At 62.1% G+C, this 14,986-nt stretch carries 14 protein-coding genes and 1 pseudogene; 5 read left to right on the top strand and 10 right to left on the bottom strand.

Going from position 1 to position 14,986, the window contains the following annotated elements; translation table 11 throughout:
* Window positions 1-8 precede the first annotated feature (8 nt).
* The 10 genes from L5014_RS34985 to L5014_RS34940 all read right to left on the bottom strand — a co-directional run bounded on the left by L5014_RS34985 (window position 9) and on the right by L5014_RS34940 (window position 10,861).
* A complete protein-coding gene (locus L5014_RS34985; RefSeq protein WP_238468454.1) occupies window positions 9-746 on the bottom strand; it encodes a UbiA family prenyltransferase in 738 nt (245 codons plus the stop codon).
* The gene (locus tag L5014_RS34980) at window positions 724-2,121 is read right to left on the bottom strand and encodes an alkaline phosphatase family protein (RefSeq protein ID WP_238468453.1); all 1,398 of its coding nucleotides are present in this window, start codon (window positions 2,119-2,121) and stop codon (window positions 724-726) included. The genes L5014_RS34985 and L5014_RS34980 overlap by 23 nt, the downstream gene beginning before the upstream one ends.
* Window positions 2,099-3,223, bottom strand: coding sequence for a metabolite traffic protein EboE (gene eboE, locus L5014_RS34975; protein ID WP_238468452.1), 1,125 nt, complete (start codon window positions 3,221-3,223; stop codon window positions 2,099-2,101). Before eboE ends, L5014_RS34980 begins: the two co-directional genes overlap by 23 nt.
* Entirely contained in the window at window positions 3,220-4,413 is a 1,194-nt protein-coding gene (locus L5014_RS34970; protein ID WP_238468451.1) for a 3-dehydroquinate synthase, read from the bottom strand. The genes eboE and L5014_RS34970 overlap by 4 nt, the downstream gene beginning before the upstream one ends.
* An 80-nt stretch (window positions 4,414-4,493) precedes the next feature.
* The gene (locus L5014_RS34965; protein WP_238468450.1) at window positions 4,494-5,390 is read right to left on the bottom strand and encodes a TatD family hydrolase; all 897 of its coding nucleotides are present in this window, start codon (window positions 5,388-5,390) and stop codon (window positions 4,494-4,496) included.
* Entirely contained in the window at window positions 5,387-6,307 is a 921-nt protein-coding gene (locus L5014_RS34960; protein ID WP_238468449.1) for an EboA domain-containing protein, read from the bottom strand. Before L5014_RS34960 ends, L5014_RS34965 begins: the two co-directional genes overlap by 4 nt.
* An 84-nt stretch (window positions 6,308-6,391) precedes the next feature.
* On the bottom strand, window positions 6,392-8,275 hold the full coding sequence (locus L5014_RS34955; protein ID WP_238468448.1) for a hypothetical protein: 1,884 nt from the start codon (window positions 8,273-8,275) through the stop codon (window positions 6,392-6,394).
* Entirely contained in the window at window positions 8,272-9,315 is a 1,044-nt protein-coding gene (locus L5014_RS34950) for a ferritin-like domain-containing protein (RefSeq protein WP_238468447.1), read from the bottom strand. The genes L5014_RS34955 and L5014_RS34950 overlap by 4 nt, the downstream gene beginning before the upstream one ends.
* Before the next feature lie 69 nt (window positions 9,316-9,384).
* Window positions 9,385-10,269 carry a hypothetical protein gene (locus tag L5014_RS34945; protein WP_238468446.1) on the bottom strand — a complete coding sequence of 295 codons (885 nt, stop codon included), beginning with the start codon at window positions 10,267-10,269 and terminating at the stop codon, window positions 9,385-9,387.
* Between the two features lie 268 nt (window positions 10,270-10,537).
* The gene (locus L5014_RS34940; RefSeq protein WP_238468445.1) at window positions 10,538-10,861 is read right to left on the bottom strand and encodes a hypothetical protein; all 324 of its coding nucleotides are present in this window, start codon (window positions 10,859-10,861) and stop codon (window positions 10,538-10,540) included.
* A gap of 213 nt (window positions 10,862-11,074) precedes the next feature.
* Here L5014_RS34940 and L5014_RS34935 point away from each other — a divergent pair, with 213 nt between their 5' ends.
* From L5014_RS34935 to L5014_RS34915, 5 genes and pseudogenes are all read left to right on the top strand, one after another.
* The gene (locus tag L5014_RS34935; protein WP_238468444.1) at window positions 11,075-11,476 is read left to right on the top strand and encodes a hypothetical protein; all 402 of its coding nucleotides are present in this window, start codon (window positions 11,075-11,077) and stop codon (window positions 11,474-11,476) included.
* Between the two features lie 56 nt (window positions 11,477-11,532).
* Complete coding sequence (locus L5014_RS34930) at window positions 11,533-12,051, top strand: helix-turn-helix domain-containing protein (protein WP_238468443.1); 519 nt, start codon at window positions 11,533-11,535, stop codon at window positions 12,049-12,051.
* On the top strand, window positions 12,006-12,524 hold the full coding sequence (locus tag L5014_RS34925) for an IS630 family transposase (RefSeq protein WP_238468442.1): 519 nt from the start codon (window positions 12,006-12,008) through the stop codon (window positions 12,522-12,524). Before L5014_RS34930 ends, L5014_RS34925 begins: the two co-directional genes overlap by 46 nt.
* Before the next feature lie 1,367 nt (window positions 12,525-13,891).
* Complete coding sequence (locus L5014_RS34920; protein WP_338019378.1) at window positions 13,892-14,638, top strand: site-specific integrase; 747 nt, start codon at window positions 13,892-13,894, stop codon at window positions 14,636-14,638.
* Window positions 14,635-14,986: pseudogene (locus L5014_RS34915) on the top strand (tyrosine-type recombinase/integrase); the annotation flags it as partial. The gene L5014_RS34920 and the pseudogene L5014_RS34915, both read left to right, overlap by 4 nt.

Here is a 14,986-nt window from a genome sequence, read left to right as displayed (position 1 = left end):
ACGCAATCTCAGTCGCCGCGCACATGACGCTGCGCCGCGCGGGTCAGCGCCATGCCGGCCACGCCGGTGACGAGCCAGGCAGGGTGCACGAGCACGGCCAGCACGACGCCATCGCACAGCGGAATCGCCGCGAGCAGCCACGGGACGACGGGCCAGGTATAACGACCATTCGGCATGCGGCTTTCGTAGCGGGCGACGAACGTCAGCGTCAGGATGTAGGCGGCCTGCACGATGCCGGCCAGCCAGACGAGGCCGGGCACCGTGCCCGTCAACGCCAGGGCAGTGACGGCATAGGCGAGCAGCCTCGCGCCGGCCATTGCCAGCACGGTGGACGGATGGCGTTTGTGAAACCGGTCATAGAACCAGATGACCGCGAGCAGCGCCACGCCCGCCGCGACGCCGGCGCGATACGGCGCGCCGAAGAGGCACAGGAAGCCGAGCGCGAACAGCGCGCAGAGGGTTGCGCTTGCTTGGGCCAGCGTGATGCGTCCTGCGACGATGGGGCGAAAGCGCTGATGCACGCTGTCGTAATCGAGGTCGCAAACATCGTTGAGGGCCATGCCGCCGCAATAGAAGCAGGACAACGCAAGGCAGAGCAGCAGCACGGCGTAGACGCGTTGTGCGCCGCCGGGCGGGTTCGCGAGCACCGCCGCGGTCAGCACGTTCATCCACAGCGTGGGCAGGTTGCTGATGCGGCACAGCGCGAGGATCGCGCCGATGCGGTTATTCAACGTGACTGTGCTCATGGTCGAAGATGTGCTCGAGCAAAATGGAACAGATATCGGTTGCCGCAACGTTGCCATTGCGAATCCGGCCGCGTTCGGAGCTCATGAGGATCGGCGCGTCGCCGTCGTCCGCCGTGCGAATGCCGTGCGAACCTCGCACGAGCGACGCGTCGAGCGGAATCACATCCATCACGTAACGCATGCCCAGCGTCTTTCTCGCCAGCACGGACGCGACTTTCAACGCGGGAAAGCGCAGCGCGGGATTGATGAACAGCTCGACCGGGTCGTAGCCGGGCTTGCTGTGGATGTCGACCGTGCGCGCATAGTCCGGCGCGGCGGCATCGTCGCGCCAGAAGTAGTACGTGAACCAGCTATCGGGCTCGGCCAGCAGCACGAGCTCGCCGGCACGCGGATGCGCGATGCCATGATGGCGTTTGCCCGATTCGCCCAGCACTTCTGCGACGCCGGGTAGCGCCTCGCACAGGCGCTGCACCGTGGCGACGTCGTGCCGGTCGCGCACGTACACGTGGGCGATCTGGTGATCGGCCACGGCAAATGCGCGCGAAGCGCCGGTGTCGAGATAGTCGCGTCCGAGGTCGCGCTTGATCTCGACGAGGCCGGCGTCGCGCAACGCACGATTGATGTGGACTGGCCGCCGCACGGGCATGATGCCGTACTCGGAGAGCACGACGACGCTCACGCCGCGCGACTGCAAGGCGTCGCTGAGGTTGCCGAACACGGCGTCGATTTCGCGCAGATCGGCCGCAATATCGGCATGCGGCCCGACGCGCTGCAGACAGTAGTCGAGATGGGGGAGGTAGATCAGGTTCAGCGTGGGCTGGAAGGCTTCCTCGAGCGCGAGCGCCGCGTCCGCGATCCATCGGCTGGAGCGTATGCTCGTGCGCGGCCCCCAGAAGTCGAAGAGCGGAAACTGGCCGAGCCGCTCGCGCAGCGAATCCCGCAATGACGCGGGCTGCGCGTAGAAGGCGGGGAGCTTGCGGCCGTCCGCGCAATAGAGCGGCCTTGGCGTCAGCGTGATATCGGCGTCCGTGGCCATCGCGTACCACCAGAACGTGTTCGCGCACGTGAAGCTGGGGTCGCGCTCTCGCGCGAGTTGCCAGATGCGCGGCGCCTGCACGAGGCGATTGCTCTGGCGCCACAACAGGACCTGGTCCAGCTCGCGAAAGTACCAGCCGTTGCCGACGATGCCATGCGCGCCCGGCAGCTTGCCGGTGAGGTACGTCGTCTGCGCGGAGCAGGTGAGGGCAGGCATCACCGCGTCGATGGTGGCGATTTCGCCGCCGGCGCCGCGGCCGAACGCGGCAAGACGCGGCGTGTGCTCGCCGATCAGGTTGCGGGTCAGACCGACCACGTTAATGACGGCCGTGCGCTGCATCGAGCGTCTCCCTGACCCAGTTGAGTTCGCGCGCGATCGAATCGCCGAGCGAGTCGAGGCGCAAGGCGGGGGGCAGCGCGCCGAAGCTGTACGTTTCGACTTCGAGCGGCGTGCCCGCCGGCAATCGCGGCAGGCACGCCTCGAGAAAGAAGCGTGTCGTGCCGATTCCACCCAGTTCCTCCAGAAAGATCGGCACATGGAAATGGACGCGGCACTCTTCGGGCAGTTCGCCTTCCTGCAGCCAGCGCGCGAGACCGGACAGGTCGGTGAAACGTCGGAGCTCGCCGTTTCGCCGCAACACGACGGCCTGATGCAGGTACGTGGGCTCGTCGAACTGGAGCAGCGCGGCCACCGCCTTGCCGCGCGCGCGCAAGGCGGACGACACCTGAACCTTGGCGATGGGAATGCCGGCGCTTGCCAGTTGCGCGAGGCAGTCGGCAGGCTCCTCGAATTCCACGGCCTGATGGCAGCAGTCGAAGCACAGACCAACATGCGCGGCAAGCGGTTCGGGAAAGGCCATGCGCTCGAACAGTGCGACGGCCTCGTCGGTTCGCTCGACCACGCAGCACGGCTCCGGCTCGATTGCGAGGCGGATCAGCGGACCGCCGCGCTCGTGAATGCGCGCGAGATGCGCCGCCACGTCGAACAGGTGAGTCCTGACGATCGCCCAGTGCGAAGGCTCGAAGCCTGCGCGAAACGCCACCGGCACGGTCGAGATCGATATGGGCCGATGGCCCGGTGTCCACTGCGCGGCGATGTCGGCGAGCCGCTTCGTATAGCTCACCCGCAGTGGATTGCGCCAGTCGGGCAGATAGACGTTCTCCTTGACGGCCGTGCCATGAAACGAGCCGTACGGAAAGCCATTGAGCGTCAGCACATGGCAATCGTGCTCGCCGCACCAGTCGGTGAAGCGGCGGATTTCGGCTTCGTCAAGCTCGAACGCGGCCTGTGCTGAAAGGCGCAGGCCGAGCGGAAATGCTTCCCCCGGCGAACAAAGCCTTTTGACCTGCAGCCCATGGTCTTCGAGGTTACGCCGCACGTCCGCCCACGTTTCGCCGGGGTGAATGTTCGTGCAGTAGGTCAGCGGATAGTCGCGGCTCACGCTTCCACCTCCCGTGATACCGGTTGTGGAGGCAACTGCATTGCTGGACAGCCAGTGCGCAACGCGGCAATGCATTCATGCATCGCAGCGATGTCGATCGTGTCCACCTCGACGCCCTGGCCGATACGCGCGAGCAGCGTGATGCAGAGCTGCCCGCCCAGGTGCTCGCGAAATTCGCTCAGTGCCTGCGCGATGTCGAGTTCGTCGAGTGCATCGTCGTCGAGCACGAAGCCGATGTCGCGCAGCGTGGAGAGCACCGCGCTTGCATCGGCGTAATCGATCATGCCGAGCCGCTGGGAATACAGCGTGTCGACCGCAATGCCGATGGCAACGGCCTCGCCATGCCGCAACCGGTGATGCGAAAGCTCCTCGAGCTTGTGCGCGACCCAATGGCCGAAGTCGAGCGGGCGGGCGCTGCCATGCTCGAACGGATCGCCGCCATGGCGAATCTGCGCGAGATGCAGTTCGGCGCAACGGACGATCAGCGGCTCCAGCACATGAGGGGCGAGGCGGGCGAGCTCGAACCGCTGGCGGTGAATTTCGTCGAAAAAGTCCGCATCGCGGATCAGCGCGACCTTGACGGCCTCAGCGATGCCCGCGCGCCGGTCGGCAGTGGGCGCGCCGCTCAGCAGGTCGAAGTCGTTGACGACCGCGAAGGGCGGCACGAAGGTGCCGACGAAGTTCTTCCGGCCGTGCCAGTTGACCGCGTTCTTCACGCCGACGCCGGCGTCGTTCTGGGCGAGCACCGTCGAGGGCATGCGGATGAGCCGCAGGCCCCGATGGGCGGTCGCAGCGGCGAAACCCACCGCGTCGAGCACCGCGCCGCCGCCGATCGCGACGACGTAACTGTGCCGGCATAGTCCGAAGTCCTGCGCCATCGCATAGAGCGCATCGACCTCGCGCAGTCCCTCCTTCGACGTTTCTCCGCCGCGCACGATCCACGCGGGGCCGGCGAGCCCGATCGTGTCGGCATGGGAATGCGCATAGTGCTCGATCGCGCGCAGCAGCCCCGGCCGGGCCGCTGCGAGACCGGAATCCACCGCGAACAGCACTTGCGCCGCGCGGCCGCGCCCCGGCTGCCGGATCAGGTCCGCAAGAACCGTATTGGACGGTTCGAACGCGTGACGCGTGAAGCAGACCGGATAGCTGTAGCGAACGGCAAATGATTGCTCGATGCGATGTTCCAGCATGCGGATCTCCGTGCGAGAAACGTGTTGCGTCTCGTCGTGGCACAGCCGTCACCGATGAAGACGGGCGGCGGCGCGGCCTGTCAGTTGGGAACGAATTCGTCCACGCGCGGCGTTTGACCGCGAAGAACCGAGTTGTCGGCGAATAGTTGTCGCTGATCGAGCCGCGGCGTCTGGTCCAGCGCGGCGACGTCGACCTGCTGCGACTGTGCATACGCCTGCAATGCGTTACCCCACGTGACCGCTTCGACAGCGGCGAGCGGAATGCCGCGTTCGAGCATCAGCCGCGCGGTTTTCGGCACCGACAACGGATCGCTGACGCCCCAGTCGGCCGAACTGTCGACGATGATCCGTTCCGGCCCGTACTGCCGGACGACCTCGACCATCCGCTCCGAACCCATCTTGGTGTTCGGATAGATCGTGAATGCCGCCCACGCGCCAGAATCGAGCACGCTGCGTACGGTCTCTTCGTTGTTATGATCGATAACCAGCTTCGTCATGGGGATGCCGTGTTCGCGTGCAACCTCGATCGAACGCAGCGTGCCGCCTTTCTTGTCGCGATGCGGCGTGTGAACCATCACGACCATGTCGTGTTCGCGCGCGATATCGAGCTGTGCGCGATAAGCGAAATCCTCCGCTTCGGTGATCTCGTCGTAACCGATCTCGCCGATCGCAACGACGCCTTCCTTCAGCGCGAATTGCGGAATCACTTCCAGCACTTCGCGCGCGAGCTTTTCGTTGTTCGCTTCTTTCGAGTTCAGCCCGATCGCACAGTAATGCGCGATGCCGAACTGCGAGCAGCGAAAGCGCTCCCAGCCGACCAGACTCGAGAAGTAGTCGATGAAACTGCCGACATTGGTGCGCGGCTGCCCGAGCCAGAACGCCGGTTCGATGACGGCGCGCACGCCAGCGGCGGCCATCGCCTGCAAGTCGTCGGTGGTGCGCGAGCTGATGTGAATGTGGGGGTCGAAGAATCTCATGACCGGTCCTCTTGTAGTGGCGACAGAAAGCGGAATGTGCGCTGTGTGAAGCCGTCCTGGCGGGCTTGTTCGATGAAGGGCGTGTGAGTGTTGAAGGCGGTGCGCAGCCAGTGGCGCTCGGCGGTCAATGCGCCGGCCCGGGCGATAGCGAGCAGGGCGCCGCGCTTGCCTTGCTCGTCGCCTTCGGCCAGTTCCTTCTGCAATGCGCGCAGCCCGCGCTCGCCCGCGTACGGACCGAGGCAAAGCCATGTCTGCGGCGACACCGAGCGGCCCGCGCTGCGCCGTTCGTCGGCGAGATCGAGCGCCATCCGCGCAAGCTCGGCGGAGAGCCGTCGATCGAGGCCGTCGACGCGCCAGAGCGGTGCGTCGATGAATACGGCCTTGATCACGAGCTGACGCCAGGCGACGTCGTCGAAGTGTTGCGCCGGGTAGGGCGAGTCGAGCGCCACGGCCTCGAACAGCGAACGCATGTTGGAGCGACAGCCCTCGCGTGCACGCCAGATGAAACGTTCGCCGCGCGGCAGCAGCGGTAGCGCACGGTAGAGCGCACACGATTCGCCGTGGTCCGCGAACTGGAAGCCATGTTCGAACGCCGCGGGGAAAGCGTCGCCCTCACTGTCGGGGGACGCGAGCAGCAACGCGATACGCAGCGTTTCCAGCAGGCTCCACTGCGCCGGATTCCAGCCGGGAACGCTGGCGTTCAGCGGGCGCAACTCGTCGGGAGTCAACGCCAGCGCGACGCCGGCACGAGCGTGGCGACTCGCGAGCGCGAGCAGTTGCGCAAGACGCTGCATCGATACGCCATTGCGTATCTCATTCGTTGCACTCGACCGGAAGGTGTTTGCTTCGTGCGAAAGACGCGCGCAGAGAAGCGCGGAAAGCGCTTCAGCGGCGTCGAATCGCATCGGGGTATCCATGATTCATTGTCGATTGCGTACCGATGTTGTTGAACGCGCTTCCTGTCCTGCGTGGACGAGAAGCGCGGGGAGCGGCGTGAGGCGCTAGTTGCCTTTGGGTCCTCCGCGCAGGCTGCGGCTGAGTTCCGTTTGCGTCATGGTCTTCAGGGAAAGGGTGACCTCTTCCGGCTGCTGAACCGCGGCCGCTGTCTGCGTGCGCAATCCCTTCTTCAGCAGACGCACGCGCGACGGCAATTCCGCCGCGTGATCCTTCGGCGAATCGAGCCACGCGTACAACAGCGAACGCATGCCGGCGCTCATGTCTCGCGTGATCGGCATGAAGCGGAAATGCTCGAAGGCCGCCGGGTCGGTCAAGCGCTTGATGATGGTTGTGTACGCACGTATCTGTTCGGGATCGTCGAGGCGCAACCAGTTATCCATGCAGGGCGCCATCGCGTTCCAGTTCGACAGCACGTACTTGTACACATTGGGCCAGGTGGGCGGCAGCGCTGCGATCTTGGAGTCGGCGGGCAGCACGCGCACATACATGTAGGTATCGAGCTGCGTGTTCAGCGAGCTCACCGTCTGGGACGGAAAGCTGGGCACGTACGCCGTGATGCCCGGCGCCGCGGTGGACAACGATAGTTTCGCGATACCCGTGGCGTCGGTCGTCATCGGGATGCTCTTTTCGACCTTCGATCCGTCGGACGACATCTGATTCAACTGAAAGGCGACACCGTTGCCGGCCGGCACGCCGTGCTCGTACACCTGGAGCGACGCCGAGGTCGACGTTTCCTGGTCCGCGTAGAAGTTCGGCATCAGCGGAATCGCACGAAACGCCTGTTCCAGGAGGATCGGCCCCTGCACGGTATTCACCTGGAGATTCAGCCCGGCTATTTTCTGCGCCATACCGGGCGCGAGCGGCAGGGTCACGAGCCCCGCACTGGCCTCGTAAGCCGTACGGTCATACGACTTGTACGGAATCGATCCCAACTCCTGCTGGACCGCGCCCGACTGATCGACGGCCACGACGGAGAGCCTGCCGAGATCCAGCTTCGTCAACGCCACATCGATTTCCGGCACGCTATTCGAAAGGTCGATGACGAGCGAGTCGGCGTTGCAGCGTGCCGAGGCGGTGCCTACCGCGGGAGTCGCCCCTACCTGAATGAGCGCGCGGTCGCCGGGTTCGTGAACCGGCTCGTTCTTGCGCCACAAGCCCACTACGCCGACGATCAGGCTGCGGGCCGGATTCGGCTGAAAGCCGCCGCCGGTGATTTTGTCGGCCAGCTGCTGCGCCTCCTGCGCCATGGCCGGCGATGCGTTGGTCAGTGCCGCGTTGTCGTAGTAGATCGTCCGATAGGCATTGAACCGGACGGTCAAGCCCAGCACGTCGTCGGCTTTCAGCGCGTTTTGCAAATCGGCGAGAATGCCCGAGTCGAGTGCGTTGATGCGCAGGCCGTCCGCCTTTGCGAAGCAGGTCGTCCAGATGACCGACGCGATGCCCGCGATCGCGGTGTGTTTGGACGTATTGCGGCCGAAGTTGATTTGCCGCGCAGTGATCCGCGACGTGCGTGGCAACTGGATGCTGTAGCCACCCTCGACTCCGAATAGCATCGAATCGAAATAGAGCTGCGAGCTAACACTGCCGAACGGTTCGAGGTCGACAAGCATGCCGGTGAAATTCACTGCGCTGGTCGCGAACGGATCGTCGGTTTGCGTTCCATGGCCGCGATCGAACCCGCAGACGGCCGTCTCGTAGAAAGACGAACGATATGTGCCATGCGGGTTCCAGTTGCCTTTGGCCCCAATCTGGGCCACCGCGTTATCGCGGAATGCCTGAACCTCGTCCTGGATGGTCGGCAGGTTCTGCGGCAGGACGGTGGTGCAATCCGTCTCGTCATAGTTGGCGGGGTAGTTGTTGCTGGTCACCGGGTCCCACGACACGTTGCCCTTGAAGTAAATGCGAGGAATCTCGAGCACACTCATCATTTGTCTCCATGGAGGTTGGGCACGTAAATAAAGGCGGGACCGGCGAACTGACCGTTGTTCAACGGCACGGAGAAGGCATGCAGCGCGGCCATGCGCAGATCGAACATGAAACGCACTGCCTCGCCAAGCGCGCCTTCCACACCGGTCACGGCGCCCTGCAGTGCGTCGATCATCCGGGTGAACGCCGCGTTGCAGGCCGCTTGTGCCGCCTGCGCGGCGGCCGGCTCGTTCGAGAAATTGTGCAGGGCAGGGTCGGTGAGGTCGCGCCCGGCAGGCGGCCACGTCACTTCCAGGCGAGCCGGGCCCCACGTGTAGTCGGACTGGCTGTCGGGATCTCTGGTCAGCACGCGCTCGTAAAAGACTTCCCCGAAGCGGAAGTAGTGCGCGGGCTGGTCCTGGAAGTCGAGCGGATCGTACTCGCTGCCTTCGCTCGTTCCCTCGCCTTCAGAAACGATCTGTGTGATCGCCTTGTGCGCATCCGCGTAGTTGTTGACCGCGTATAGCTGCCCCGGAAAGAATTGTTTGTCGACGATCTGGTTCCGGTTCGGCGTCCATGCGCTCGGGGGCAGGGTCGCGAGGAACTTGTCGAGTGCGTCGTAGAACTGGCCGATCGTCACGGCTTTGGGCACCGCTTCCGCCAGCAGGGCAGCCGTCTTGACCGGATAGTCGGGCGGATTCTCCGGCTCTTCGATCGCCATGCCCTGCGCCAGTGCATCCCTGGAGAACGGATACAGGTGCACGGTTAGCGGCGTGTTGTTCGGACCGATATCGCCGGGCAGCGGCCCGGGGTACTGCTGCGCGTGGATGACCGGATTGCCGCCCAGCGCGTTCAGGATATTGCACGCGAGGCACATGTGGATCATCTCCTGCAGCGCCACCGAACGAATGAGTTGGGTCGCCTCCGGGTTGGTCTCCGGCGGGATGGAGTACAGCGCATAAAGATACGGAGGCAATGTGCCGAATTCGACACCGATTGCGGTTTGCAGCAGGGATTGCGCATCTTCAACGCTCGTCAGCTTTGTAACGGCCAGGCGAATCACTTTGGCCTCCGTAAAGTTATTGCGGTGGTTATCGAAACAGCAGGTGGGTGTGCGCCGCAGCGCGACGGCTCAGGAGCCGAACTGGCAGACGGGGATAGGCTGTCCTTGCGCAAGCTGCGCGACGAGGTCCCACGTCGTGGCCGGCTCGGGCTTCGCGAACGAAAAGTCGTAGAAGTTCTGACTGACGATAGGCGCATTCGGCGGATCTGCCGGCCACCCGGAGAAATAGAACGACTGCGGCAGCCGGTACAGTGCGGGTTCGGCGCCGCTCGTCCTGTCTTCGGTCCAGTCGCTGTGGAAGGCATAGCCGAACAGCACCGCGCCGTCTTTGGTGCGGTCCGGACTGACGCCAACCTGGATCGGCGGACGATTTCCTTCGGGGCTCGTCCAGAACGAGTATCCCTGCACGCGTGAGCCGAGCCGTTCGCTGTCTCCCTTGCTGTAGGGCAGATGCTTGATGAAGTCGCGCATGGGCGGATGGTTCAGCGCCGAAAACAGGCACACGGCAACCATGGTGGCCGGGCGGTCTTCCTCGAACGTGAGGAAGTACGCATTGTCGCCGAGAGAGATGTACGCGCAACTATAGTGATTTGAACCAGGAAGGATCGGCAGCGCGCGGTCCTCGTAATACTCCATCATCGCGCCACGTTCGCCGTTTGGACCGACCCACGTACTGTCGTAATAGCTCGCGCCACTGGATACTTCGTAATCCACACCTTCCTTCAACGGATGCGGCGGGACGCCGTCATACGGCGGCGGATACTCGGCGTACTGGTTGTACACGCGGTACATCTTCCATTTCGCGGACCAGTAGAGCGGCAGGATCGGATCGGAAGGCTCGCCGGGCGCACGCCCATACAGGCAGTCCGGCGCAGCGCACGGGCTGTATTGTGGTGGATTGTGAACCCCGTAGGTCGGATAGATCGGAGCAGTGGATGTCTGCGTTGCAGACAATTTTTGTTCTAACTTCACCGCAGTGTCATTGGAGAGCTTTTGCATAATGCATGGTTATCCGATTTATATTCTGGAGAGGACGTCGTCTTTTAACTTTAGAGGATTTCTACACGAGCGTTTGGTCAAGTCAAGCTAGGGTTTTACATGTTATTAGGATTGCATATAATTCAGCGTGGATTGCGGATTTTCCTGATGCGACGGGGTCCGTTATCTGCCGGCAGTGAGCGTGGCTGCCGGCAGGAGCGGGACCAGAGTGTTCAAGTGACGATCATGTATTGGAGCCCGTCACGTTCAAGCCGCCGGCACCGCTGAATGTCAGGGTGTCGTTCGTATTCAGAACGTTGTCCCATGAGCTTCCTCGGGACGTCACGATCTGCGAGCCGTTGGAAAACTCGCCATCGGAACTCGACGAGACGACGAGGCCGTTGAGATACGGATTCTGTGGATTGCCGTACTCGACCGTTTGCCGCCCACCGGCCGGTAATGAAACCGTCACAATCGGACCTGACTGACCCGGATCCGAACCCAGGCGGGAAACAAACTGAACGGAAAGTGCGAGGCCACTCTGGTTGATGAGTTTCTTGTAAGCCATGATCGGGTCTCCTTCATCGCAGTGTTGCGCGTTGAACTGCGGCCGTTGCGGAAACGACCCTCCGCGATCGCGCCGCAGTTCGCGTCCACGAGAGGGGCATCGCGGCGCGGCCCGTTGGCGGGGATGCGTCGCGCTACGAGATCTGTCCGCCTGATCCTGTCAGGGTGAAGAGAGGGAGCGCATGGCCATAAGGCATGCGGCCTTGTGGATCGCGTGGACCCTGTGTCCGGTCGGCGCTATCCGCAATGCTTTGGAGAGGTTGAAATCGCTGGTCTCGAGGAATCGCCGTCTGGTCTGGACATGCCCCTGATAGTCCCGCGTGACGAACTTCTTCAAATGCCCTGTTGGACCATGGAGATTCGTGGTCCCCAAGGTTTTGTCGCTGTCTTTTCTTCTGACAAAAATATAGTCGATGCGGCGAGCCTGGCAGGAAGCTTCAAGGCGCTCCTATCCAGGTTGATAGGTGCCGCGCAGGGCAATGGATTCTTTTTACGCGGTTTGGCTATTGGCCTTTTAGAAAAATCCATTTCCTTGCGTGGAAAAGCATTGAAATTCCCAATACGCATTAAATCCTGGTGTCGCCGAATGCGAGCGATTGCAATAAGCGCCTCATGAGAAGTATCTCTATACTGCCAGGCCGAGCAAGAACCGCGACATAGACGATGGCCGTATTGAAACCGCTGGAACTGACGAAGGAAGAACGTAGCGAGCTTGAGGTTCTGGCGAGAAGCCGCCGTGATTGGCGAACTCGAGACAGGTCCCGGACGATTCTGATGTTCAGCAACGGCGTGCCCGCCAAGGAGATAGCCAGGCGGCAGGAGTTGACGTTGGAGGCGGTGTACGAGAGGCGCTATCGTTGGTTGGACAAAGGCATGGCCGGGCTGTCGGACGCGCCGCGTAGCGGTGCGCCGTCGAAGCTGTCGCCGGAGCAGGTCGAGCAGTTGAAGGTGTGGGCGACGCAGGAGGCGCTGACGGCACCGGAACTGCTGGCACGACTCGAAGAAAAGTTCGGGATTCGGGTTCATCGCAATACGCTGACAGGTGTTCTCAAGCGAGCGGGGCTGGTGTGGAAGCGCACCCGGCATAGCTTAAAAAAAAGCGGGACGAACAACGGTTCCGACAAGCCCAGTCTGAAATCGGGGCATTGGTCCAGCAAGCCCAGCGTGGCGAAATCGAACTCGCCTACGTAGACGAAGCCGGCTTCGCGCAAGCGCAACCGAATCGAAGTGCCTGGACACCCGTCGGGGAGCAACACATGATTGACGCCCGGCGGGGTAAGCGTCTGAACGTGGTCGGAGCACTGCTGTCCTCGGGAGGGCTGTTTGCAGTGAAGTTGTGGGAGACGATGACCTCGATGCTGTTTGCCGGATTTCTCGGCCTTCTGGTCGAACACGTTGGCAAGCCACTGACCGTGATTCTCGACAATGCATCGGTCCACACGGCCCGCGCACTGCGGCCTTATCTCCGACTGCTACGAGCGAAAGGCTTGACGTTGTACTTCCTGCCACCGTACAGCCCGGAGCTCAATCGCATCGAGAAGCTCTGGCACAAGATGAAATACGAGTGGCTGGCCTTCAAGGCCCGCGACACCCCAACCCTTGAAGCCGATGTCGATGTAATCCTTCAGGGGTTCGGCGCAGATTATAGATTCACTTTTTGTTGAGGGCTTATTGCGGCACGAGATCTGGCGGAGCGCCGTCTGGTGCGTATCTTGCCAAGGGAGCGCCCTGAAGACGATATTATTTATGCCACTTACCCTCGCTCCCGGTTTGCATCTCACAGTATCCCGAGTCTCGTTTTATGTCGAGCGATGGCTGGCAGTGGGCCTACGGTCGTGCTTGAAGGGTTGGATAGCTCGGCATATTATTTGTCTGGACGCTATCCGGGTGAGGCGTCAGGGGCTGTGAACGTGCAGATCCCGCTACGAACGCAATCGAGTGTCGAGAGCTACATCGCGAGGCACGAATGGCTCGCGGTGCGCCTAGAACGTTGTCCGTTGCATCCCTCTGGCGGTTGCTCATTCGCCCGTCATGGCACTTATCCGCGCACGACACCATCGGGGATACGCATTGCCAGGTGGTACTGCCCGGAAGGACACCGAACTTTCAGCCTATTGCCAGATTTTCTCGCGGCAAGACTGCCTGGGCTGCTTGCCACAATCGACGCTGTCGTCGCAAGGATGCCGCGTATGCGTAGCACGGAGGCCGCTGCCGATGTGCTGCGGCGGGACGACGTGAGCCTACCTGCGGCTGTACGTTGGTTGCGCCGCCGGTTGCGTGCAGTTCACGCGGCGCTGCAGGCAGTAGCTTCCCTGCAACCACCACTGCCTTCCGGCACGCCAGCAGAACTCGGCGCGCGATGTACGCTCCTGGAGCTAAGGCGCACGCTATCTTCTCAGACACTGAGCGAACTGCCGGCGCCACTGGGCTTTCTGCGACTGCAGCGGGGCGTATCGGCCCACGGTGCGCTTGACCAACAAGACATGGGGCCTGGCAGTCGGCATCAACCGATTTATCCTGCGACCGTCCCCTGCGAGCAACCAGTATGCAGCTTGAACCACCCATTTCACATCGACCCGGACCGTGTCCGACGACGGTCGAGATCATTGATGTGTGGCGTCACGACCGCTCCGTAAAGGACGCCAGCGCTAGCGTGTATCTCCGATGGATCGGACGCTTCAGGGCTTATTGTGAACAGCACGGCTTGGATGAGCAGGCTCAGTTGACTCTCGATGGTGCGCGTCGATTTGCCAATTGGTATTGCCACCGGCATGCTTTAGACCCCGATGCAACAATGAGCGCCAGGACTGCCGTTCATGAACTGAATCGTGTCTATTGTGTGCTCGGAAGGGAAGTGCCGCCCTGGCGGGTTGCTCAGGTAACTAGACTCCCCGCGACGGCGGTGGTGCGCGCATATGGAGATTACCTCGTAGCCCATCGTGGCAGCCCGCCTACTACTGTGCACAAGAAGCTGACTCACATAGGTTATTTTCACGAGCATCTTCGTAAGTGCGGCCACACTTGGCGCTCCATGAGCCTAGCTGATATCGATTCGTTTCTCATTGACTGTAGTCACCGATACGCCCGAACCACGACAGCCGATATTGCCAGCAGCATCCGGTCTTTTTCACGCTTTCTGTTTTCCAGCGGCCGTAGCCGACACAACCTGGCAGATTCAGTGATTGCCCCGGTTCAGCTAAAGTACGAACGCCCATATCGGGCGTTGGCGTGGGAGGACGTGCAACGGCTACTCCATGCCGTGAACCGGTCAAATCCGTGTGGCCTGCGCGACTACGCGATGCTGTTGATGATGAGCACCTATGGCTTTGGCGCGGGAGAAGTGATTGGGCTGAAACTGGACGATATCAACTGGAATGCTGCTACATTGCGCGTGATTCGACCGAAGACCAAGGTCGCCTTTACATTACCGCTGTTACCTGCCGTCGCGAGGGCAGTGGCTCGCTATCTTCGCGACGGGAGACCACCACATGTAATGACCCGCTATCTGTTTCTTCAGTCCAAGTTGCCATTCGCCCCTTTGACTGGCTCAGCCATCAGATACATGGTGGTCAAACACGCCACCACGGCCGGCGTGGCAGCTCCCTTCCTGGGCAGCCACGTGTTGCGTCACTCGAACGCTTCCCGTCAGATCGACCTTGGTGCAGACCCGCAAGTAATCTCGGATATTCTTGGCCATCGTGATCCTGACTCCATTTCTGCGTACGTGCGCATTGCAACGGAGACGTTGCGCGACGTTTCACTGCCGGTGCCAACATGAGAACGCTCGTGACTGCGGAAGGTATCGCGCGTGATGTCGCGGACTTTCCCAGATTTCGACGTGCAATGGGCGTGCAATATTGCCGCGGTGAATTCGTACTCAACGGTTTTGTGCGATTCATGGCCAATCAATGCGGCGAACAGCCTGTGGCACTTGATGAGGCCGTCCGGAGATGGTTGTCACGTGTCGCCGGACGCAAGGCGGTCACAGTAAGCCAGGAATTTGGGGTGGTTCGTCAGTTGTGCCTCTACAGGCGCCGCAACCATCCTTCCGGATATGTTCCCGAGCATGCGCTCGCGCCAGTCAAGGAATCGCCGTTTCTTCCATACATCTTCTCGCAGAAGGAGG

This window comes from Paraburkholderia tagetis (genome assembly GCF_022213065.1).
In the GTDB taxonomy this organism is placed as follows: domain Bacteria; phylum Pseudomonadota; class Gammaproteobacteria; order Burkholderiales; family Burkholderiaceae; genus Paraburkholderia; species Paraburkholderia tagetis.
The sequence above is the reverse complement of the archived record's forward strand: the minus strand, read 5'-3'. Positions and strand labels throughout refer to the sequence as shown.